General features: G+C 48.7%; 24 protein-coding genes, 1 pseudogene and 1 other annotated feature. Of the genes and pseudogenes, 1 reads left to right on the top strand and 24 read right to left on the bottom strand.

What is annotated here, in order from left to right; translation table 11 throughout:
- Positions 1-69: 69 nt before the first annotated feature.
- The 20 genes and pseudogenes from AC0LWF_RS12990 to AC0LWF_RS12895 all read right to left on the bottom strand — a co-directional run bounded on the left by AC0LWF_RS12990 (position 70) and on the right by AC0LWF_RS12895 (position 17197).
- On the bottom strand, positions 70-999 hold the full coding sequence (locus AC0LWF_RS12990; protein WP_474651954.1) for an aminoglycoside phosphotransferase family protein: 930 nt from the start codon (positions 997-999) through the stop codon (positions 70-72).
- Positions 1000-1034: 35 nt separating this feature from the next.
- Positions 1035-1667 (bottom strand): phosphotransferase, encoded by a 633-nt coding sequence (locus tag AC0LWF_RS12985; protein WP_474651953.1) that lies wholly within the window; start codon positions 1665-1667, stop codon positions 1035-1037.
- A 254-nt stretch (positions 1668-1921) separates the two neighbouring features.
- Positions 1922-2866 (bottom strand): phosphotransferase enzyme family protein, encoded by a 945-nt coding sequence (locus AC0LWF_RS12980; protein ID WP_474651952.1) that lies wholly within the window; start codon positions 2864-2866, stop codon positions 1922-1924.
- Positions 2867-2997: 131 nt separating this feature from the next.
- Positions 2998-3837 (bottom strand): MBL fold metallo-hydrolase, encoded by an 840-nt coding sequence (locus tag AC0LWF_RS12975; protein ID WP_474651951.1) that lies wholly within the window; start codon positions 3835-3837, stop codon positions 2998-3000.
- 25 nt (positions 3838-3862) lie between these two features.
- Positions 3863-4717: a phosphotransferase gene (locus tag AC0LWF_RS12970; RefSeq protein WP_474651950.1), complete on the bottom strand. Its 855-nt coding sequence runs from the start codon at positions 4715-4717 to the stop codon at positions 3863-3865.
- Between the two features lie 118 nt (positions 4718-4835).
- Positions 4836-5609, bottom strand: coding sequence for an SDR family NAD(P)-dependent oxidoreductase (locus AC0LWF_RS12965; protein ID WP_474651949.1), 774 nt, complete (start codon positions 5607-5609; stop codon positions 4836-4838).
- A 6-nt stretch (positions 5610-5615) separates the two neighbouring features.
- Positions 5616-7610 (bottom strand): YjhG/YagF family D-xylonate dehydratase, encoded by a 1995-nt coding sequence (locus AC0LWF_RS12960; protein ID WP_474651948.1) that lies wholly within the window; start codon positions 7608-7610, stop codon positions 5616-5618.
- A 23-nt stretch (positions 7611-7633) separates the two neighbouring features.
- Positions 7634-8416 carry an SDR family NAD(P)-dependent oxidoreductase gene (locus AC0LWF_RS12955; protein WP_474651947.1) on the bottom strand — a complete coding sequence of 261 codons (783 nt, stop codon included), beginning with the start codon at positions 8414-8416 and terminating at the stop codon, positions 7634-7636.
- Complete coding sequence (locus AC0LWF_RS12950; RefSeq protein WP_474651946.1) at positions 8413-9423, bottom strand: sugar phosphate isomerase/epimerase family protein; 1011 nt, start codon at positions 9421-9423, stop codon at positions 8413-8415. Before AC0LWF_RS12950 ends, AC0LWF_RS12955 begins: the two co-directional genes overlap by 4 nt.
- 14 nt (positions 9424-9437) lie before the next feature.
- Positions 9438-10193: an SDR family NAD(P)-dependent oxidoreductase gene (locus AC0LWF_RS12945; RefSeq protein ID WP_474651945.1), complete on the bottom strand. Its 756-nt coding sequence runs from the start codon at positions 10191-10193 to the stop codon at positions 9438-9440.
- 131 nt (positions 10194-10324) lie between these two features.
- Positions 10325-10522, bottom strand: a pseudogene (locus tag AC0LWF_RS12940) (GNAT family N-acetyltransferase); the annotation flags it as partial.
- A 340-nt stretch (positions 10523-10862) separates the two neighbouring features.
- Entirely contained in the window at positions 10863-11363 is a 501-nt protein-coding gene (locus AC0LWF_RS12935) for a DMT family transporter (RefSeq protein ID WP_474651944.1), read from the bottom strand.
- Positions 11357-12064, bottom strand: a complete 708-nt coding sequence (locus tag AC0LWF_RS12930; protein ID WP_474651943.1) for a Crp/Fnr family transcriptional regulator — start codon at positions 12062-12064, stop codon at positions 11357-11359. Before AC0LWF_RS12930 ends, AC0LWF_RS12935 begins: the two co-directional genes overlap by 7 nt.
- A 33-nt stretch (positions 12065-12097) precedes the next feature.
- Complete coding sequence (locus AC0LWF_RS12925; protein WP_474651942.1) at positions 12098-12523, bottom strand: DMT family transporter; 426 nt, start codon at positions 12521-12523, stop codon at positions 12098-12100.
- Positions 12524-12735: 212 nt separating this feature from the next.
- Positions 12736-13230, bottom strand: coding sequence for a DinB family protein (locus AC0LWF_RS12920; protein ID WP_474651941.1), 495 nt, complete (start codon positions 13228-13230; stop codon positions 12736-12738).
- A gap of 11 nt (positions 13231-13241) precedes the next feature.
- Positions 13242-13661, bottom strand: a complete 420-nt coding sequence (locus tag AC0LWF_RS12915) for a GNAT family N-acetyltransferase (RefSeq protein WP_474651940.1) — start codon at positions 13659-13661, stop codon at positions 13242-13244.
- A gap of 22 nt (positions 13662-13683) precedes the next feature.
- Entirely contained in the window at positions 13684-15315 is a 1632-nt protein-coding gene (gene metG, locus AC0LWF_RS12910) for a methionine--tRNA ligase (protein ID WP_474651939.1), read from the bottom strand.
- A gap of 62 nt (positions 15316-15377) precedes the next feature.
- Positions 15378-15646: a binding site (T-box leader), on the bottom strand.
- A gap of 58 nt (positions 15647-15704) precedes the next feature.
- Complete coding sequence (rpmG, locus tag AC0LWF_RS12905; protein WP_474651938.1) at positions 15705-15854, bottom strand: 50S ribosomal protein L33; 150 nt, start codon at positions 15852-15854, stop codon at positions 15705-15707.
- A 173-nt stretch (positions 15855-16027) separates the two neighbouring features.
- Positions 16028-16714, bottom strand: a complete 687-nt coding sequence (locus AC0LWF_RS12900) for a YjjG family noncanonical pyrimidine nucleotidase (RefSeq protein ID WP_474651937.1) — start codon at positions 16712-16714, stop codon at positions 16028-16030.
- Between the two features lie 21 nt (positions 16715-16735).
- Complete coding sequence (locus tag AC0LWF_RS12895) at positions 16736-17197, bottom strand: carboxymuconolactone decarboxylase family protein (protein WP_474651936.1); 462 nt, start codon at positions 17195-17197, stop codon at positions 16736-16738.
- 242 nt (positions 17198-17439) lie between these two features.
- On the opposite strand from AC0LWF_RS12895, the gene AC0LWF_RS12890 reads away from it, so the two are divergent.
- Complete coding sequence (locus AC0LWF_RS12890) at positions 17440-18243, top strand: GerAB/ArcD/ProY family transporter (RefSeq protein ID WP_474651935.1); 804 nt, start codon at positions 17440-17442, stop codon at positions 18241-18243.
- A gap of 254 nt (positions 18244-18497) precedes the next feature.
- Here AC0LWF_RS12890 and AC0LWF_RS12885 read toward each other — a convergent pair whose 3' ends face one another.
- The 4 genes from AC0LWF_RS12885 to cyoC all read right to left on the bottom strand — a co-directional run bounded on the left by AC0LWF_RS12885 (position 18498) and on the right by cyoC (position 21500).
- The gene (locus tag AC0LWF_RS12885; RefSeq protein ID WP_474651934.1) at positions 18498-19379 is read right to left on the bottom strand and encodes a tetratricopeptide repeat protein; all 882 of its coding nucleotides are present in this window, start codon (positions 19377-19379) and stop codon (positions 18498-18500) included.
- Positions 19380-19407: 28 nt separating this feature from the next.
- On the bottom strand, positions 19408-20364 hold the full coding sequence (locus tag AC0LWF_RS12880; protein ID WP_474651933.1) for an ATP-binding protein: 957 nt from the start codon (positions 20362-20364) through the stop codon (positions 19408-19410).
- A gap of 163 nt (positions 20365-20527) precedes the next feature.
- Positions 20528-20872, bottom strand: a complete 345-nt coding sequence (cyoD, locus tag AC0LWF_RS12875; RefSeq protein ID WP_474651932.1) for a cytochrome o ubiquinol oxidase subunit IV — start codon at positions 20870-20872, stop codon at positions 20528-20530.
- Position 20873: 1 nt separating this feature from the next.
- The gene (gene cyoC / locus AC0LWF_RS12870; protein ID WP_474651931.1) at positions 20874-21500 is read right to left on the bottom strand and encodes a cytochrome o ubiquinol oxidase subunit III; all 627 of its coding nucleotides are present in this window, start codon (positions 21498-21500) and stop codon (positions 20874-20876) included.
- Position 21501 lies beyond the last annotated feature (1 nt).

Raw genomic sequence — 21501 nt, 5'->3', positions numbered from 1 at the left:
CGGTTTTTTTAACAATGGCTCCGCTTCCTCCTCTAACGGCGAATAAGAGCTCTACGTTCCGTTTAACCGTCAAGTCAAGCCTAGCAACCCCTGCAATATTCCCCTGATTTCGTAAATATCTCTCATCTCTTGAACCGTTTTCCCTGTATGTCTTACGTAGATCTCCCTCATATAGTCAGCGCCGAAATCATGCAGGAGCAATGCGGCAAACACCATCGTAACCGTATCCGGATGATCGACATCTGCGACAAATGCTTGGATCGCTGCTGGATCTTGGTCGAAGAGATCAAACAATATGGGAGGATACTCATACCAAGCTGGGGCGAATGAGCTTTCCGCAAAATCAATCATGTAGAGCTCGGCATTCTTATCGACTATGAGATTGTTGGCGTTGATATCTCCATGTACACAGACGCAAGAAGACAAGTCGAGCTCGTCGATAAGCGCTGCAGCTTGCTTCCTCACGGACTCCGGGTACGGCTGCCATCTGTGGTTTAGTTTTGCCTGATCACGAATGCCCGAAGCATCCATCTCCTGCTCAGGCTTGGTGTTATACAGAGCCATATTGCTCTTAAGATCTTGGATAAACCGCATCCTCTTGGCAGCATCGAGCTTCTTGAAAACTTCTCCCGCGACCTCGCCCTCAATGAATTCCGAGATGATGTACGGAAATAAGTACTTGTCTTGCAAGTAGGAAGCTGCAACGATCTTCGGCGTACGAATGCCTAGCTCATGCGCTCTTCGCGTGGATTGTACCTCCAATTCGTAACTTGCGTCAGATCCCATGCCAAGTTCTTCCGGTGCGAAGATCTTGATGACATAGCTTCCGGCTCTAAACACCGCATTCGTTGCAGGCGTAAGCAATGCGAGCTGGTCGCTACCAACAAGCGTTTCCCTCTCGAATATGGCGCGGATTAACGGACTGAACTCTTCTATGGACTGCAAGACCGATGACCAGGTGGGCCAATCGAAGATTTCTTTGTGAAAAAGCGTCCCCATTCTCTATTTCTCCCTCATGAATATCGGAAATGAACTCATTGGTGCTGCAAACGTGCGATTTCTCCGCTCATGCCTTTAACAATGCCATCGAACCATGCTTTACCTTGAGGAACCCATCTCCTAGCGGCCTGTGCAAACCAAGCAAGATAAAGGAAATGATAGAGTTGTACAATCCCAATGGGAACATGCTGTGTTGGATCAATTCCCAATGATAGAAGCAGCGTAGCCGTATCCAATAAGACCGGTCCACGAATCGGCCGCTGCCAGTCGAGGACTCTGTAACCATCAGATGTAACCAGGACATTGTCTGCTTTCAAGTCCCCATGGACGTAGCCTGCCTGAGTGCGGAGCGCATTCATAATCGTAGAACCTTTACTCCATTCAGAGAGGCTGCTTACCAGCTCGAGATCGACTTGCTTAAAACTCCCTTCATGAATCAAGAAACGCATGTCCTCGAAGACCTCTTCGGTATAAGCAACCCAGCGCTCTTCAGTACTAATATCTAAAAATATCGGCAGATCTCCCTCTATCTCCCCGATCTTTCTTAGTAGTTCTGCAGCAATACTTAGGATTTCTGTCTGCTCTAGCCCAATGTCATTCAACCGCGGTGCAGTGACATCCTCCATGATTATTGCCGTCATGCCGCCTTCTGCTTCGATCGCTCGCACAGACACCAAGATCTCCGATCGAGCCTGAGCGTAGAAGCTTGCTTCAATTGTCGGCGGAGCCTGCACCTTGTAGATGTAGCTATTGCCACTCGCGGTTCGAACGCGCTGGACGCATGATAGAGGCCATTCGTGAATCGTGGTTCTCTCCGATACCGAACTATGCAGGAATTTGGTTAGCTCGTCGTCGTCATGCAGCAATATATCGTATGATGGATGTCTGTACATAACTGTATACACCTCTCCTGTTAGGTCTGCTAAACATCTGCTTCAATCTCAGCTTTCAAGCGCAGCCATTTCACCTTCAGCTCACTATCTACCGTCTCCCAATCATAACGTTGGAATAAGAAATTATAATCGAGCAGCCTTCGGTAACTAATGAATCTCGGCAATGCTTCAAGCCACCAATTCTCGATGGGTTGTACCTCTTGATAGCCCTTCAGAAACCATTCTAGGAACCACGCTGCATGGTTGTTCGGATTCCCCTCTATATTCAGTCGCTTATGCCTTACGCTGACCGAGTATAAGATGATGGCAATGTCATAAACGAACCAATGGTAGCAGGAGTCGTCAAAGTCAAACGCGGTAATGGTACCATCTTCCGTTACAAAAATGTTGTGTGCATGCAGATCACAGTGGACAAGGCCGTAGTTCCGCGAGTCTGTCGGAAGCGTTTCCAACCAATTTAACAACTCGGTCGCTTGTTTCCTTGCAATAACCTCTTCTTCCGGCAAGTGCTGCAACATATCCATCCACGGCTCTTGCTTCCAATCCCGTCGTTTGGCATTGTGCAAGGGAACATAGGATTGGGTTAGCAAGTGCATCTGTCCGAGAGTCCGTCCCCAGTGAATAAACATGTTCGGGGTCCAGTCTTCCTCCGTCGGAGTTCTGCCAGGAGCTTTAGCGAATAATGAAGCATGATAGCCCTCTGTAACATGCTCAACCCATCTACCTGTTCTTGATGTGAACGGCTGAGGAATAGATACTCCATTTTTAAACATGTATTTCATAAAGTGCAGTTCAGCAACGATCTCTTGTTCGCTACGCCAGCTTTCTCTCGATACACGTAATATCTGATCACCGTGACCGTTATGTGCGGGAGATTGAAATACAGCATTAACATTGCCGCCTATATAAGTAAGAAGACTAGCATCCAGCCCAAAGGCGTCTGCTGCTGCGTCCAATACGCTATCCTTTAGCATTTCAATCCCCTTTCTCAATTAAAGCTTATCTCCATATTTCCGTATATGTACGAGACTTTCCTACCTCTATTTGTCGAAATACCCAATCAAAAAGCCCGCAGAATACGCGGACTTTACGACTCATTATCTTCCTACTTCAGTGCTCGATCAGATACGTAAACGTACCTCTCGAATCGTGCCAGAACATGACTCTTCTGTGTAGGGTGATTCTTGTACAAATAGTCGATAAAATAGCCCGGATTCTCCGAATTGCCTTCGAACATATCGTAATGCGCTGGAATGACGGTGTCGATACCCGCAGCGACTGCGAACTCGGCCGCCTCGCGGAAGTTCATGTTGCCCACAATATCACGCGCCAAACGGAAAGGATCGCGGCCATTAATCGGCAGCAGCGCGCAGTCGACGTTCTCCGCTTTCACGGCATCGATCATTCCCGGATAAATCGTCGTATCTCCCGCATGGTAGAATGTCACACCGTTCAGCTGAATCACGTAGCCGACGAAACGATGATCAAGCGCCTCATCATACTCTAGATCCTCATGGGCAGCCGGGATCGGCATGTATCGAAGGCCTTTTACCTCCTGCCACTCGCCTGTCTTCGCATGAACGCGTCGCTCCAGTGGCACGCCATATTCAGCGAGGGCGTTCAGACAATAGCCTGGCGCAACAAATACCGTATCGCTGCGATTGTTCGCCATCCCTGGAATCGTATCTGGATCCATGTGATCAATATGATCATGGGTAATCAGCACACAGTCGGCATTGACCGCCTCTTCCGGTCGGAGCGGTGGCTTGAACCGCCTGTAAGGTGCATCGGCCAAATAGGGATCTATATATACAATCGTATCTCCACCTTTGATGACGACGCTTACTTGCCCGAGAAACCAAATAGCGAGCATGCCATAAGGGACTCGGGTTTCGTTGATCTCCTGAATTAACGCTTCGCCCGTACGAACGTTAGGATTGTCCATGTTCTCTCTGTTCCCCCTTAAAATTTCAGCATTCAGTTAAACACAAGCGGAGCTTGGCAATTTCTCTGTCATAACCTTCCGCACCATCTGGAAACCAGCGCAGCGCACAGTCAGTGAACCAGGAAATCTTCAGAATACCTAACAAGTCTATCACACCAGCGTTTACATGTGGTTTAGGGTCCATACCTAATTCTTCTAACAGATTTGCTCGATTAAGTTCAATGGGTCCGTAAAATGCTTTCTGCCAATCAATGACCTTGATTCCATCTGGATGCATAATGATGTTGCCGCGGTTCAAATCTCCGTGTACTAAACCGCTCTCCGATTGGATCACGGCGAGAACCGAGAAATGCTTACACACCTCTGCGATTCGACCCAGTACATCTCGATTGGTCTCATGGAAGGTTCCACGCTCAATTAACGTTTCAAGATCTCTTATTAACGCGCTAGTGTAACGTTCCCAATTAGATAGACCGCTAATGTTAGTTAGAAAAGGGAGATCTCCGCCAACTTCAATGTGAGAGATTTGATCGGTAATGTCATCGACGAGCCGTAGCGCTTCATCTCTATCCAGAGTAAGCTCGGATAGGCAAGGAGCCTGAATATCCTCTAAGAGCAACGCATGAAGCGAATCATTCTGCTCAATCGCTCGCGCGTTTACTAAGAGAGAAGATCGCGCTGCCCGATAGAACGGAGCCTCAACCGAAAATTCACCTTGCACTTTATAAATAATCGTCGATTCATCATTCATACGAATACGCTGGACACAGGAAAGCGGCCATTGGTGTAGCGTCGATCGCTCTGTAATGGAAGCTCCCAGGATGGATTCAAGCTCTTCGTCATCGTGCAAAAGCAAATCGAAATACGGATGTTTATACAAGTGAGTCCCTCTCCCTAACAGCTGTAAGTGGATTAGTTACGACGTGCGCTAGAAAAAAAAGCTTCTCATTAAGAACGCATGAGAAGCTTAAAGAGTGCTAGCAATTCCATACTAGAGACTAGATGCCCATTCCACCTGCGATAGAGAGCTCCGTTCCCGTTACCTGAGTAGATTCATCCGACAGCAGGTAGACGACGCCATAGGCCATGTCATCCGAAGTCTGCATGCGTCCAGTTGGAATGCGCGTTGTCGCCCATTCCTGCAGCTGCTCCTCGGAATAGCCCAATTTCCCATACAGCTCCAATTCGCCTTCGGACGCCACCCAGCCAACAGTTACCCAGTTCGAACGGATGCCATCCCCGGCATAATGGACGCCGATATTACGGTTAAGAGTGCGCAGCGCGCCCTTCGAGCAAGCATATGCCACAAGATCCTTGGAGCCTTTATAGCCATTCGTGGAACCAATCTGAACGATGGAGCCGCCGCCTGTCTTCTGCATCTCTGCAATCGCATACTTCGAACAGAAGAATGCCCCTTTGACGTTGACATCGAAGATGGAGTCGAAGAACTCCTCCGTCGTTTCCAGTATCGAGCTTCTCGGGAAGATGCCTGCATTATTGACAAGACCATCTACGCGTCCGAAATGCGCGACCGTCTCCTCGATTAATTCGCGGCAGCCTGCCTCGCTGCTAATATCTTTCTTAATGAACAGCGCTTCCGCACCGAAATCCTCGGCAATCAGCGAGACGACTTGGCTTCCGTCCTGCTCGTTCCTGCCGCTAATGACAACCTTCGCGCCTTCGGCTGCGCACATTCGCGCGATACCTTTTCCAATTCCTCTCGTTCCGCCGGTAACTACGATCACTTTGCCTTCCAGACGATTATTACCCATGAATAATTAGCCTCCCGTCTCCTGCTTGGATCTCGCTAGCGCTTCCATACCTGCTTGCAGCGTTTCGACGATTCGATCGACATCGTAGATGCTGCCCCTCCACGTTCCTCCGCTTGCTGCTTGAAGTGCAGCCCATAACCGCGTATCATCAGGCAGTCCTGGGTCGGCACCAAGGTCCGGATGAGACGGGCGAGCTGCCAATATCGCGGCGCCGTCCTCCGGGCTGAAGCGCGCTTCGCCTTGACCTACGAAATCAATGCTGCCTTCCAGCTTATTGATATCAATACGGACATCAATCCAATCGCCGTTCTGCAGCTTGCCGATTGGACCGCCAACCAACGCTTCGGGACTGATGTGCCCGATACAAGCTCCCGTAGACACGCCAGAGAACCTTGCATCTGTCAGCAGTGTCACATGCTTGCCGAATGGCAAATGTTTTAACGCGGAGGTCAACTGGTACGTTTCTTCCATCCCTGTACCTGAAGGCCCTCTGCCCATCAATACGACAATATCGCCAGCCTGAACTTGACTGAGCTTAATGGCTTTAACCGCCTGTTTCTCGGAGGTGAATACTTTGGCCTGACCGAGATGGCGGTATACCCCGTCTTCCCCGACAACGCTTGGATCAATTGCAGTTGACTTGATAACCGAGCCTTCTGGAGCCAGATTGCCTATTGGAAAAGTAACCGTGGACGTCAATCCTCTTGCATATGCACGTTCCGGACTCATAATGACTTCATCTGGATCAATGCCGTCGATTTCTTGTAAACGTTTGCGAACGATTTGGCGCCGCTCCGAATCTTCCCACCAGTCTAGGACGTTGTCTAGCGTTTCTCCCGAAACTGTTTTGACGTTCAGATTGAGCAGACCGAGCTTACGCAGATGAAGCATAACCTCCGGAACGCCCCCTGCCATAAACACGCGGATGGTCGGATGATACTCAGGTCCGTTCGGCAGCACGCTCACAAGCCGCGGAACCGCCTTGTTAACCCGGGTCCAATCCGCAACATCAGGTATCCGGCATGCTGCCGCATGAGCAACTGCCGGGATATGCAGCAGCAAATTCGTCGAGCCGCCGAATGCCGCATGAACGACCATCGCATTCTCGATGGCAGCATCTGTTAAGATATCTCGCATCGTAATGCCGTTTTCATTCATCCGCTGAATCGCTCTAGCAGATTGACTAGCAATGTCACGCCAGATTTGCTGGCCGGACGGTGCGAGCGCCGAATGCGGCAGTGACATGCCAAGCGCCTCGGCGACAACCTGTGCGGAGGCGGCGGTGCCAAGAAACTGGCAGCCGCCTCCTGGCGTCGCACATACACGGCAGCCTAGATCTGCCGCCTCTTCCAGCGTGATCTGACCATGGGAATAGCGTGCACCGATGGTCTGGATCTTCGCCGCGTCTTCACCGACAGTCGGCGGAAGCGTAACGCCTCCTGGCACGACTATTGCAGGAAGATTATGCATCGCTGCAAGGGCAATCATCATGGCGGGAAGTCCTTTGTCACAGGTTCCCACCCCAATGACGCCGCTTCTTGTCGGAAGCGAACGGATCAAGCGCCGGTACACCATCGCGGCATCATTGCGGTAGGGCAGTGAATCGAACATACCGGTCGTCCCCTGTGACCGGCCGTCGCAAGGATCACTTACATAGGCGGCGAAGGGAACTCCGCCAAGCGCGCTCACTTCAAGCGCAGCCTCTTTGACGAGAATGCCTACTTCCCAGTGGCCCGTATGGTAGCCGAGCGCGATCGGCGTGCCGTCTTCGCTGCGGAGACCGCCTTGCGTGCTAAGGATAAGTACCTGCTTGCCGAGAAGTCGCTCGGGCTTCCACCCCATGCCGACATTTTGACTCATGCCGAATAAATCTCCGCTTGGGAGATTCATCAGCATATCGGAAGTTAGCGGAAGCTTACCCTCTGGACCGGCTGCGTGGGTGAAGATGTCATAACGATTCGGATCTTCTGCGCCCATAATGAAACGTATTGCTTCGGACATCGTGTTACCTCACCTCAGGTTTGTTATTTCCAGCATACGATCGTTTCGCCAGATAGGGCATCCGAAGCGGAGCCGCACAGGAACATAACGATGCTAGACATATCTTCTGGCTGCGCGATGCGCTGCAGGCGGGACCGTCCTTCTTCGCTGCCTACAGTCCGCGTTGCTAGGAATCTTCCGGTATAAGTTGGAGCAGGCGAGATGCAGTTCACGTTTACATCATACTTTCTCAGCTGCTCAGCAAGGCTTCGTGTATAGAACGAAATGCCAGCCTTAGCCGATGCGTAGATAATTCCCGACGTCACCGGTACATGTCCTGCAATCGATCCGACATTCACGATCTTGCCCGATCTTCTCTCTTTCATATACGAACCCGCAAACTTGCAGGCATACATGGTCGACAACAGGTTCCGCTCGACAACCGAACGAATATCTTCGACGGATATATCAAGCGCATCGTTAGGATCAGGGCGAGGCGTGTTCAGACCGATGTCGCCTCCCGCGTTATTGACGAGAATATCCAAGGAGCCTAGCTCGGCAATGGCGCCGTTGATGAGCGACTCGACTTGAGCCGGATCGGCCAGATCAGCTGTGATAAACGCCGATTTCACGCCAAGCTGCCTGATCTCCTCGGCAACCGCATGGCCGGAAGCCGCTTCATTGAATTCAGCTGCTGAGGTATCCGAAATGTCATGAATAATCACGTTAGCGCCAGCGCGAGCGAGATCAAGCGCGTATTGCTTTCCAAGCCCCCTGCTCGAACCGGTAACTAGCGCATTTTTACCTTGCAATCCTGTCGTATTCACAATGATCCCCCCTGCGATATTGTAGATTCGCTGCGGCTTCCAAACTTACGGATCTGATTCGAAAGGTAACCCATCGCGATATCCATCTCTTCCAGCTCATACTGGGCGATTTCATCCGGCGTCTTCCCTTGCTCGTATGGCGTTCTCCAATCGCCGCCTGCTCGGGCGTTATCCTCCACAAAGCGTAGAATTCGGGTTAGCTGAGCTGCGCTGCGAGGTGGATATTCAGTCCAGTAATCCTCCTGAAGCACCCGCACATGCCGCGCTTCAAGCGCACCGTGTTCAACAGACATCGTTACATTCGGGTTAACCTCGCTTAATAGCTGGAAGAGGCCCGGGAAGTCGATGACGCCTTGCCCGACTGGACAGCGAACGAGACGGTATCCATCTTCTGAACGGTAGATCTTATAATCCTTCAGATGAGCATTCTTGACATACGGTGCAACTTTTCGGAAGAAATCGGCGGGATGCTCGGCTGTAGCAAGCGGGTTGCCAGTATCAAGCGTGATCCCGAACCGCTCGGAGCCGATCGTTTCGCATAGCCACAGTATTTCTTCGGAAGCGATATCCTGGTGATTCTCCACAGTGAGATTGACGCCGAGTGTCTCCGCGACTTCCGTAGCTTCCTGGAAGGAGCTCAAGATTTGCTGGAGAAAAGGCTGCCAGGTTCCCGCCATATGACGGCGATCTCCGCCGAATTTAGCACCGCCTACGACAGTACGGAGCGTAATCGCGCCAGCAAGCTTCGCAACATGAAGCGCTTTCACAAGTGCGGCAGGCTCGAAACCGCCCATCGCAACATTGACGAACATCCCTTTCTGCTTCGAGTAAGCGGCAACTTCCACAGGGTCGCTCTGCGTTAACACATCTAGAGGAATTTCCACGCCTTCAAGGCCGTAAGCTTCAGCCATGTCAATCTGATCCTTCGCCGTAATGCGCACCCGATTAGAAGCGCCAGCAAGCCCCATATGATATACCGTTCCGTAAGCAGTAAGTCCGAATCTCATCTACGATCTCCTCCTTATTCTGCCGTCCATCCGCCGTCTATGACGATGGATGACCCAGTCATAAAGCTCGATACGTCGGAAGCGAGGTATACTAATAAACTCGCTAGCTCCTCCGGCTTGCCCCAGCGTTTGATCGCCAGATGATTCATAAAGAATTGATTGGCCTCAGGATTGTTCATAACGACTTGGTTAAGTTCCGTGGCAAAAGGACCCGGGCAGACTGCATTCGCGGTTATGTTATGCTCCGCCCATTCCAGCGCCATTACTTTCGTCAGTTGAATAAGACCGCCTTTGCTGGAGCAGTATGCGGATCTTTCTGCAAGACCAACCGTTCCCAGCATGGATGCGATGTTAATAATACGGCCGAATTTCTGCTTGATCATATGCGGAACAACTGCTTTCGCGCACAAAAAAGGCGCTTTCAAATTTGTCCCTTGCACGAGATCCCAGCTCGCCTCATCGTAATCGAGGATCGGCTTGCGCACGTTCACTCCAGCATTGTTAATTAAGATATCAATACGCCCGAACTTCTCGATGACTTCCAAGGCTGCTCGTTCGATCTGTGTGTAATCCAGCACATCAAGCGCCACTCCCGCCGCTCTAATGCCCGTTTCTTCGGTCAACAACGCTGCTGCTTGCTCAGCTTTACCGAGATCCCGGCTGGTAACGACAACCTGTGCTCCGGCAGAGGCTAGCGCACGGGCGAATTCAAGACCTAACCCTTGCGTGCCCCCCGTAATTAGCGCTGTTTTTCCTTCCAAAGTAAACATGTTTGCAGCGTACACTCCTTCCACAACCTCATCATAGTAAAGTCTATTAGGAAAGCGCTTCCTTGTTCATGTCCAATATTATACTTTATAAGTGCAAAGTCTGTCGAAATAGGTCGAATCGTAAAATTTTTCTAATGGCGCGGCTTGTTCCACTCGTACTTGATATCATCTAGCTGCTCTTCATTAACAAATCCTCTGCCAACAATTCGAAATCCGTTTCGCTCATAAAATCGCTCTGCTTTCTTATTAACGTCAAAGGTGTATAAGAACAAAGTTCCATCAGATTGCTGTTTGGCGAGGTTCAGAAGCTCCTTCCCCATCCCTTTCCCCTGATGCCTCCTCTCAAGTTCGGAACACTGTAAGCGCTAGCCGTTGAAGCGCCAAATACCGAGAATAATGCGACTAGCATAGTTAGGACGACGAAACCAGAAATTCTTCTTCTCAATTTCAATGTCTCAATACCTCCTTGACGTATGGGAGATTGCGAAACGAATTGTGCCCTCCTCCTCTAGTCAAATATCCAGCTTGGTTAAGCGCTTTCAAGTTTGAGTTAGCTCTGTAGTTAGCCCCATCTTAAACGAGAAAAGCCGAAGCTGAATAGTGATAATTACTTTCGGCGATGTATCGTTTTTTTAGAAACGAAAAAAATCCGCTAGGGAAGCGGATTTTTCATGATAAAGCACTGGAGATGTCAGGTTGTTTATGGCTGCTCGAGCTATCCATTGGAACTTTCACCTTATGCGGCCTTTTAAATAAAAGTAACCCTGCGATCAGCGCCATTATCCCGAGAGCCTTCTGCCAGCTGAACGGAACCTGTTCGAGTCCGAACCAGCCTGCTGAATCCCACCATAGCGCGCAAATCAGCTGAGACGCCATGACTATCGTAGTCGAAGCGCTTGGACCGAGAAGTCGAACTCCATTAACGACACAGGTCACTACGCCAATTCCTAATAAACCGCTGAACCAGAACCAGACAGGCATCGATGGCCATTTTGTGAAATCAGCGCCTTCTACTAACAATCCCATCCCCAGCGAAGCGATGAACCCCATCCCCAGCACGAGCGCGGTTGTCGTGCGAGTGTGAACCGCATGATTCACTTTATTATTAAACAAAGTCTGTACGCTTACGAGCATACCTGCCATGAGTGCCAATACAATACCGATTAGCAATGCTGCTTCCTCCGTTCTCCACGTTCGTATATATTTTGGCCGGCGACTGCTTCAAGCCCCGCACGGTCAAGAACAATAAGTGCTCCCCGGCTTCGTTCAAGAAGCTTCGACTTGCAAAACTTCAGAATGACTCGATTCAAATGCCGATAGCTTGTGCCGATTAAACTCGCTATATCTTTCAAATTCGTAGTGCTCACCTTCGCTTCTTCCGGAGCTGTCACGGATAACAAGTAGCTGGCCAATCGCACCTCAACCGGATATAACAGATTGAAGCTGAGTGAGATCGACTTGCTGTGAAACTTGTGCGAGACCAGATGCAGCAGAAACTGCAGGAACGACACTTCTTCCCGGTACAGATGCAGCGAACGTTGATGAATACCAATCGCCTCAACGGCCGTAACGGCCGTTACCGTATTCAACGTGTCCAGCCCGCTTAGACACTCGATCTCGCCAATGACCCCGAGCGGCGAGTTGAAATTGACCAGCAGCGTATTCCCATCCGATGACGTCGTATAAACCTTCACTTTCCCGCTCACGAGTACGAATATCCATTCCTGCGTCTCGCCTTGCCTGCATAGAGCTTCCTCTGGGCCAAACTTGAACAGCACGAGATGCTGTCGAAGTGCATTCGGGAAGACATTACCCAGTTCATATTGGTCGAGATATTGTTTTATCCGATCTGCGTTATCGAATTCCTTCATCTTAGCGTCCTCTCTCCTTCATGCGATCGCAGCCTAATAGGATAGACATAAGATTCCCGTAATCATGAGTCCAATTCCAATCCAGTGCGGCAAACGAAGCTGCAGCGTGCGCGTCCCGAACCATCCGGCCTTCTCCATGCCAAGCGTGGCCAATACTTGAGCGATCATTAATGAAGATACCGTTAAAGCTGCGCCATTGTGATGAAAAGCAGTAATGCTGCTGAATATGATAATCGCTGCCAGCATGCCGCCCATCCGATAATGGAACTTTACCTGAGAGAGCTTCCTCCAAGATTGATCCTTCATCATCCATATGACCATCAAAGCAGCAACAAACCCTGTTCCTTGCGTTAAAGTCGCCGCTTGCCATGTTCCGAGCCGAGTGCCGATTACGGCATTGGCGGTACTTTGCATCGTTAGAAATACGCCGCCAAGTATCGCATAACCAATTCCTTTCATTCCTCTTCTTCCTCCCCAATCCAACTGCTCTCTTTATTTAACAATGGACGGTTGATTTCGAAAAGGACATATGTCCTAACTGTTCATGGTAGCAGAAACATACTTGCTTTCGCATCGTCTGGCATCATACCTGCAAATAAAACGAACTTGTTCTCATACTAAAAAAGCGAAACTGCGCTTCGTGGGCGCAGTTTCGCATGGTATCAGCATTATTACTTCACTGCTCCGTCTATCGTAATTAATCCTCTTCCAATAAAATTCGCTGTCACCGGCTTCTTTCCGGCCTCCCGTGCCCACACCGACAATTGACCGATGTGATGAATTTCGTGAGCGATCACGTGTCGCATCACCTCTCCGTAAGTATGGGCTTCCTGTTCTCCATCGTCAGTAATATCAATCATAATGCGATCTTCCAGACTGTCATTCCACGATTGGACAAATGGCATAAGCTCCTGATGGCAGCGTGCGGAGAAATCCTTTACTTGCTGCAACGTGGCTATTTCCTCAAATGACGGGATTGTGATCTGCTTGTTTTGGATTCCGCCACTTAGCCAGCCATATTCGACTGCAACAATATGATAGAGTGTGGGCAAAATGCAACCTAGTCCACCGGTGCGCTTTCTCATTAGCTCTTCTTCGGCCACTGACTCGCACCAGCTAAACCAATCATTTCGAACTTGCCAGTTATATTGAAATAGCTTCAACATGGACTAACCTCCTATTTTTTTCTCCATACCCCGCCGCCACAAGGAACGAACCCGCAGTTTGTATAGAACGATGCGTGCTTCGTGTCGAACGTCAACGTTACAATCTCAAGACCGGCAAGCTCTGCTTCTTGAAGCAATCGCTTTACAAGTGCTTCGCCAATCCCCTTCCTCTGATGTTCCGGATGTATGATAATGTCCTCCATATAGCCATGCTGCAAGCCCATTCCTGCAACATAACCGAAGGCAATCAGTTCATTACGCTCATCCCGGACTCCCGCCCAGAAATTGCAGCGCTCAAACAAAATCGGATAATCAGAATGTCTCCCCTCCCAACCAACGGTCTCTCTTAGTTTGGGGACTTCGTCCGGCTCGATCGATAAATTAATGACAATCTCTTGCTGCGGCTGCTGCCATTGCTCATTACTGTTCATTTGGACCACCCCCCCGAGGTTATTACTTACGTAAACGAGCTTCCTCTTCCTTAATCCGCTCAACTGGAATGCGATCAAATAAGTGATTCACGCCATATATTTGCAAGCCTGTCGGAACGGAAGTAAGCTTCCAGCCCGGATCTCCGATAGCTAGAAAAGCTCGTATTTGTCTGCATGATGCTGGTATAAACGGATTCAGCAAATAACTAAGATTGGCGATAATTTGCGTGCAGACGAACAGGGTTTGGGAACAAGCTGCTTGATTGTCGTGATAGGTGAGCCAAGGCTTCTCCTCGTCGAAATATTTGTTTGCTCTCCGAATTGCACTAAATATCATTTCCAACGCTTCTTTAAAGCGCCCCGCCTCAATCAGCTCACCTACTTGGTGATAAAGGTTTTCGAGTGTCAACGACCAGTCCGAATCAAGGTTTCCAGCAGGTATCCGGGAATCGAAGGACTTCATAACAAAAGCAAGGGTCCGATTCACAAAATTCCCGAAAGTTCCAAGAAGCTCTCCGTTATGACTGTGAATGAACTCTCTCCACGAAAAGTCGCTGTCTCGTTTCTCAGGACCATTGGCAATCAAGAAGTAGCGAATCGAATCGTTGGAATAGCGCTCAAGTATATCCGGAACCCAAACTGCCCAATTCCGACTCGTGGAAAACTTCTTACCTTCCAGAGTCATATATTCGCTGGAGAAGATACGATCTGGACGATGCAAATCAACGGCTCCTGATAGAATGGAAGGCCAAATTAACGTGTGGAAGGGTATGTTATCCTTACCGTGTACGTAATAGGCAATGGTCGTGTTATCGTCCCGCTCCCAGAATGGCTTCCAGTCTGTATCATTAGTTTCCGCCCATCGGATACTTGCTGATAGATACCCACTCACTGCTTCTATCCAGACATAGATCTTCTTGCCTTCGAATCCACTGACGGGAACATCGACTCCCCAGTCCAAATCCCGGGTTACTGCCCTATCTTGAAGCCCTTCCTTCAAATACCTTTCTGTCATCTGAACCGCATTGTCTCTCCAGCCTACGGCCTCTTTCTTATAAGCATGAAGCTCCTCTTGAAGCTTGGATAGCAACAGATAATAATGCTCGGTCTGCTTGTCGACCGGCGAATGTCCGCAAAGCTTGCATGTTCTGTCTAGTAGCTCCGATGGATCCAACAAAGTAGAGCAGTAGTCGCACTGATCACCTCTTGCCTTTTCTCCACAGACTGGGCAGGTTCCTTCAACATAACGATCTGGAAGGAAACGCGCATCATTCTCGCAATAAGTTTGTAGTACGGTTCTGCGGTCAAGATAGCCGTTATCCAGAAGCTGAAGGAATAGATGCTCAACCGTCCTGTGATGATGTTCCTCATCGGTTCGAGCGTATAGATCGTAAGAGAAATCTAACCTTGAGAAACAATCCAAAAACTCATTATGATATTTATCAGCAATTTCCTTCGGGCTCACTCCCTCTTGCGCGGCTTGCACAGCAACTGGTGTACCATGACAATCGCTTCCCGAAACGTATAATACATGATCTCCACGTGCTCGGTGGTACCGCGCCAACACATCCCCAGGCAGAACACTTGCTAATCTCCCTAGATGAAGTGAGCCATTCGCATAAGGCCATGCCCCTCCAATAAAAATTTTTCTCATCGTATCCCCTCCTTAATTCCCTTTTAGCGGACTATTTTGCGCACAAAAAAGACCCCCATCCCAAAAGGGACGAGAGTCTGTTATCACTCACGTGGTACCACCCAGTTTCGTAGATGCCTCACGGCATATACCTCTTCGAGTACGCCGCCGCAAACGGTTATACTCTAGCACGATAACGGGTGCAGGTTCCCGGCGCAGCCTATTGCTAATTGAGGGTTCGGTGCGCGGCTCAGAGACCATATTCGCGGGTGACTTCTTTACTCCGTTTCACCGGTCCGGAGCTCTCTGGTCAAGTCGTCTTCCCGTTACTCGTTCTCATCGTTGCCTTATTTATTAAAGTTATTTCCAATTATATACAGTTAATTTCATGTTGTCAACGATCATCCCAGCTATCTTGTCTCTCTGTGGAGCGTCATCTTTTTATGGGTCGGGCAATATTTTTTAAGCTCCAGACGCTGTGGGTTGTTTCTCTTGTTCTTGGTCGTCATATAGTTGCGTCCACCGCATTCTGTGCATGCCAATGTAATAATTACGCGCATGATGATTATCACCTTCCTTTGTCATATGGTATGACTGAAGGAATCTGGGTGACAATCGAAGGCACATGGAACGGATCAAATATGCGAGAATTTGGCAAATTTCTGCTTGTACATTTTCTCTAGCAGCTTAGACAGACTTTACAAATAAGGCCAGTGCCACCAAATACGGTAATTTATTTGCAGATTGCGAATAGCTCCGTTAAGTTCGAGATCGTATAAGTGCTTTGAATATCTGTTGGATTCTGCTTCGAATTTCGGTTGATCCAACAAGTATTTATACCTGACAGCAAGCCGCCTTTGATATCTGTTTGAAGCGAATCCCCAATAATAAGCGCTTCTTCTCTGTTGAAATTCGAGATCTGGTTGATGACGTGATCGAAGAACTTAGGAGAAGGCTTCGAATAGCCAATACTTTGCGAGTCAAAGATATCTTCGAAGTAGTCATATAGCCCCGCCGTCTTCAGTCTCTTTATCTGCGTGCGGGTGATCCCATTCGTAATGATGAACAGTCGATGGGTTGCAGATAAGCGCTGACACACTTCCAAAGCGCCTTCGATATGAAGCTGTTCTCCATCTCCTAACAATTCTCGATATCGACTCTCCCATTCAGGACCATCCACGACAGATCCCATCTTCAACATCGTCTCTGAAAATCTCGAGTTCAGAACGACGTCGAGCGTTATCGTTCCATTCTCATATTCGGTCCACAGCTGTTTGTTCACGGAGTTATATAATTGAAACAACTCATCCGAGAATGTATGACCATATTGCTGAAATAATTGAGTCAGTGAATCCGTCTCATTCGCTCCGAAATCCAGCAGCGTGTCATCAAGATCAAATAGAAGTATTTTGTAGCCCATAGTGCCTCCATTTATGATCCGTTATTTATGAGCTGCTGGCTGATAAGCTCCCGGAACCATGGTTGTCGAGATCGCCATACGATTCCATGCGTTGATCGCATTGATCGCCATTAGCAGATCGACAAATTGTCCTTCATCGAAATGTTTGCGCACTTGCTCATACAATTCAGCGGACACGCCGCCCTCCGAAATCTTGGTTACCGCTTCTGTCAACGCCAGAGCTGCGCGCTCTGCATCCGTATAGAACGGCGCTTCACGCCAAGCATTGAGCAAATACAGTCGTTGCTCTGTCTCCCCCATCGCACGAGCATCTTTCGTATGCATGTCCAGACAGAAGGCACAACCATTGATTTGCGATGCGCGAGTTTTCACTAGCTCCAATAACGTTTTGTCTAGACCGCTTTTATTTACATACCCTTCTAATTTCAACAAGGCTTGCAAGGATTCCGGGCGCACTTTCATATAATCCATTCTGATTTCCATTTGTAGACACGCTCCTTAAGTGGTTTAGTTTAATAATCAAAACAAGTTCAACTTCAATCGATTCAAGAATTTCCTGCGGGCTAATGCCTCATTCCGCTAACAACTCAGGCTCGCCAAGAAACGCTTCGTTTTTTGCTAACGGCAGCAGCAGTTAATACTCAGTAGTGCGGAAAACAGCATGAATAGCCTTAGTACGGTTGATACCTTACTAAGGCTTTTTACATTGCATATAAGGGTATATCTTGGGCGGCACACCTGCAGCGACCATATTTAATTTTCAAAGTCTTGTGCTTGTCGGCGCCGGTCAAGATGCTTGGATATCCATCATTATGCTGGGATTGAGCATGCATCTAATCGTCTGGATGATATATCGAATGCTTAGAAATCCATCGAAAGATGCGATCGAAATCCACCAAACGCTGTTCGGCAAATTCATTGGCAATACCGTTTCTCTGCTATTAGTCGGTTATTACTTCTTGATGACGCTGTTCTTCCTCCGCGCTTATATCGAAATTATTCAAGTGTGGGTCTTTCCATCCGCTCGATTATGGGCTATGACAGGACTCATCATTTGTTTGATCTATTATGTCGTTTCCGGCGGGTTCAGAGTTGTCGCGGGGGTTAGCTTCTTCTACGCGGCTATGTTCCCGATGCTTATCTGGTTCAATTTCCCCGTCCGCCAGGGCGAACTCCATCGATTGCTGCCTGTACTCAATCATTCGTTGCTTGATTTAATTCAAGGCTCCAGATCTATTGGCTTCATTTTCTTCGGAATCGAAGCAATGCTTATTTACTTTCCTTTCTTGAAAGCTTCCGAGAAGAACGTCAAGTGGGCTCACCTTGCCATCCTGTTCTCAACAATTAAGTATGCGGCAATCATGATCATAACGCTTATGTATTTCAATCAAGGACTTCTGAAACATACGCTATGGCCAACGCTTGCGATGACGAAGATCATTGAGCTATCGTTTCTTGCCAGGTTCGAGTATCTGTTTATTTTTATGTGGCTGTTAATTATCATTCCCACGGTTTGTATCCCCATCTGATGCTGTACACGAATTATGAAGCGAGTTACTTCTCTTAAACCGCGAATTTCGTTACCTATCGTACTGATGGCCCTCTACATTGCGATTTTGACCATTAATGAGAGAACGCAGATCAAAGCTTTGGAATCGTTCATCAATGATCTCGGATTTTATTTCATCTTCGCCTATATCCCGCTACTGTTTGTCATCCATTGGATCGCTGTGAAAATAAAAAAAGACTCGCCTTCCGGCAAGTCTTCCTAAATGGTTGCAAGTTATTTGCGCCGTCTACGCCAGCCGAATATTCTGATATGAATAATGGCTCTAGTCGACCAGTGTGCCAGAACATGAAGGACAATAAAGACGACTACGAGAGGCTTGAACAACATCCAACTGACTGCCCATGCCACAAAAAGCTGCCATGGCTTCAGTCGGCGCAATAGCTTATTGGGCCACAAGCAGATTCGATAAAATACATAACGATGGCGAAGTGCTTCCAAGTATTCGACCTGATACTGTTTGTTATCTGGATTGAATTGGACCGCACTTCGCATGTAGGTCTCTTGCAGCTTATAGTCACAACGGCGAGCAGCTGCCCAAGCGAGATACAAGAGTACCATTGGCTCTTCCGTCCCATAGCGAATGGCCTCACGATCCAACCTTCTTGATTCGTCATCATCACCTAGCAGCGCTTCAATATAGCTGAGCATCGCAAGATATTGAGGATTCTCGGAATCCAGCTCAAGCGCAGCCTTCATTCGCTCCTTCGACTCTTTGAATTTCCCCTTCTTATTCAGTAGATTCGCGTCTAAGAAATAATAGTGGGCTTCATAGGGGTCAATCCGCTGCACTTCCGGAAGTGCTTTATAGAAGTCCTTCTCATTCTCGGTCTCATAATATACCGATACACGTACATACCACCCTAATTCATGCTCAGGATCCCGCTTTAACGCTTCAGTCGCCCAATGCTGAGCTTTCTCGTAATCGCTCAGCAACAGATGGATCTGTCCATACAAGGCATACGGATATGGATCATGAGGGTCATCCCGCAGCAGCGCTTCCGTTTCTGCCAAAGCTTCCTTATAACGCCTCCATGCAATGAGCTGATAGACGGCGCTATAGGATGAAGCAGATGCTGGAGTTATTAGCTCGTCCACTTAGATATCCATCCTCCTGCCTGCCCGGCTATTTAATTCCATGCTTCTTTATATAATCAAGCACGATCTGATAGTCGCCATTCATATCGCTGAAAGTGGCATAGTTTCTTGCCGTCGAGAACCAATCAATGGTCGTAGCCTTCCGTGACTTGAGCGATTTGCGTAGATCGTCCTGTTCGATCGGTTGGATTTCTCCGGTCTCGAACGTCCGCTCCATCGCGGAATCGACAGCATCCTTCACTACCTGCTCTAGATCGGCGCCGGAGAACAGCTTCGTTTCTGCTGCCAGCTTCGACAAATTGAGCGAACCGGTCGGCTTGCCTGCAAGCTTCAGCCCCAGTATCGTATTCCGTTCTTCCTCCTCCGGAGGCGGAACGAACACAAGATGATTGAATCTTCCCGGCCTACGCAATGCGGAATCCAGATACCACGGAGTATTCGTTGCGCCAATGACGAACACCTGGTCATTGCCTGATTGCAGTCCGTCGAGCTCAGTCAACAATTGATTGACGAGCATACGCTCATGATGCTGCCTCATCTGATGCCGACTGCCGCCCATCGCATCGAGTTCGTCAATAAAGATGACGCAAGGCTTGTTCTCGCGTGCTTTCTGGAATACATCGTGCAAATTATGTTCACTTTGCCCAACGTACATCGACAGTATGGCCTGCAGCTCGATATGAATAAAATTCGCATCAATCTCCCCTGCTACTGCACGTGCGAGAAACGTCTTCCCGCATCCCGGTGGACCGTACAGCAGCAAGCTGCCTCCTGCTTCTTTACCATAGGCTTTGAATACTTCAGGCTGCTTAAGCGGGAGAATGAAGTTCATCCGAATCTTCTTCTTCACATCATCAAGTCCGCCTACATCCTCGAAGGTTTCCTTCGGCTTATCCGACTCGATTAAAGATTGATCATCCTTGCTGAACTGAATGAGCTTTAATTTATTTTTGCGTCGTTCATTTAATTCATCATGATCTGACATGTTGTTAGCCTCCCTCGGTACGCATTACACAAATCATATCACCAATTTTAGCAAAAATCATAGATGATGCTCGTAAAATGGAAGTTATTCTCAAACAAAAAAGCACGACTTGCCTACTCGCTTCGGAGGAGCATAGCCGTGCTTCATTCTGTTTTTCCTTCGCTTATTGAACGACCGAGTTAAAGGACATAATCCATACGGAACCGGCTACGATAACGAGTACAATGAACAGCCCGAGAATAAGCGCCATGACGTTGTACTTAGGGCCTTCTCCTTCTCGGATATGCATGAAGAAGAACAACTGCACGATCAGTTGGATGACCGCCATCGTAATAATGGTGACGATGACACCGGTCTTATTCATGCTCGTTTCGAACACGACCAGCAGCGGGATCACCGTTAATACGATGGAGATAATGAAGCCAGTGATATAAGCCTTCAGAGAACCATGATCCTCCTGTTCGTCATGATGGCCATGTCCAGCTGTGCCTGCATGATGCTGACTCATGTTACATCACCCCCATCAAATATACGATCGTGAAGAGGAAGATCCAGACCACGTCGAGAAAGTGCCAATACAAGCTGATAACCGTTATTTTACGTCTTGTGACAGGCGTGACTCCGCGCATCTTCAATTGAACCATGAGCGCGATCATCCAGATGAGTCCGACCGATACGTGTAATCCGTGCGTACCAACTAAGACGAAGAAGGCTGTTAAGAATGCACTCGTCGAGATCGTCGCGCCTTCGTGTACCATGTTCACGAACTCGTTGATTTCGAGCCCAACGAACGCTGCGCCGAGCAAGACAGTTACGATCAGCCAGCCGATGAGCTGATTGACCTTCTTCCGATTCATAGCGAGTACTGCGAGTCCGCTCGTAAAGCTGCTCGTAAGCAGGATGAACGTTTCCGCTACGAAGCCCGGAATTTCAAACAGCTCTTTCCCTGTCGGGCCTCCGTCTGTATGCGCCTTGAGGACGACATAAGTGGCAAACAAAGTACCGAACAGCAAGCAGTCGGTGACGAGGAAGATCCAGAAGCCAAGCACCTTCATCGACTCTTGGTCGTGATGACCATGGTCATGCGAGTGCGAATCCGCGCCGTGCGAATGACCGTTATGAATGGCATGCTGCATG

It is taken from the genome of Paenibacillus sp. sgz302114 (assembly GCF_056120345.1).
The sequence above is the reverse complement of the archived record's forward strand: the minus strand, read 5'-3'. Positions and strand labels throughout refer to the sequence as shown.

Coding starts and splice junctions, on each gene's coding strand:
- cyoC (WP_474651931.1), bottom strand. CDS start 21,500: ATGCAGCATGCCATTCATAACGGTCATTCGCACGGCGCGGATTCGCAC.
- AC0LWF_RS12945 (WP_474651945.1), bottom strand. CDS start 10,193: ATGTTTACTTTGGAAGGAAAAACAGCGCTAATTACGGGGGGCACGCAA.
- AC0LWF_RS12990 (WP_474651954.1), bottom strand. CDS start 999: ATGGGGACGCTTTTTCACAAAGAAATCTTCGATTGGCCCACCTGGTCA.
- AC0LWF_RS12880 (WP_474651933.1), bottom strand. CDS start 20,364: ATGTCAGATCATGATGAATTAAATGAACGACGCAAAAATAAATTAAAG.
- AC0LWF_RS12975 (WP_474651951.1), bottom strand. CDS start 3,837: ATGGACAATCCTAACGTTCGTACGGGCGAAGCGTTAATTCAGGAGATC.
- metG (WP_474651939.1), bottom strand. CDS start 15,315: ATGAGAAAAATTTTTATTGGAGGGGCATGGCCTTATGCGAATGGCTCA.
- AC0LWF_RS12930 (WP_474651943.1), bottom strand. CDS start 12,064: ATGAAGGAATTCGATAACGCAGATCGGATAAAACAATATCTCGACCAA.
- AC0LWF_RS12960 (WP_474651948.1), bottom strand. CDS start 7,610: ATGTCCGAAGCAATACGTTTCATTATGGGCGCAGAAGATCCGAATCGT.
- AC0LWF_RS12895 (WP_474651936.1), bottom strand. CDS start 17,197: ATGGAAATCAGAATGGATTATATGAAAGTGCGCCCGGAATCCTTGCAA.
- rpmG (WP_474651938.1), bottom strand. CDS start 15,854: ATGCGCGTAATTATTACATTGGCATGCACAGAATGCGGTGGACGCAAC.
- AC0LWF_RS12965 (WP_474651949.1), bottom strand. CDS start 5,609: ATGGGTAATAATCGTCTGGAAGGCAAAGTGATCGTAGTTACCGGCGGA.
- AC0LWF_RS12900 (WP_474651937.1), bottom strand. CDS start 16,714: ATGGGCTACAAAATACTTCTATTTGATCTTGATGACACGCTGCTGGAT.
- AC0LWF_RS12920 (WP_474651941.1), bottom strand. CDS start 13,230: ATGTTGAAGCTATTTCAATATAACTGGCAAGTTCGAAATGATTGGTTT.
- AC0LWF_RS12950 (WP_474651946.1), bottom strand. CDS start 9,423: ATGAGATTCGGACTTACTGCTTACGGAACGGTATATCATATGGGGCTT.
- cyoD (WP_474651932.1), bottom strand. CDS start 20,872: ATGAGTCAGCATCATGCAGGCACAGCTGGACATGGCCATCATGACGAA.
- AC0LWF_RS12980 (WP_474651952.1), bottom strand. CDS start 2,866: ATGCTAAAGGATAGCGTATTGGACGCAGCAGCAGACGCCTTTGGGCTG.
- AC0LWF_RS12915 (WP_474651940.1), bottom strand. CDS start 13,661: ATGAACAGTAATGAGCAATGGCAGCAGCCGCAGCAAGAGATTGTCATT.
- AC0LWF_RS12925 (WP_474651942.1), bottom strand. CDS start 12,523: ATGAAAGGAATTGGTTATGCGATACTTGGCGGCGTATTTCTAACGATG.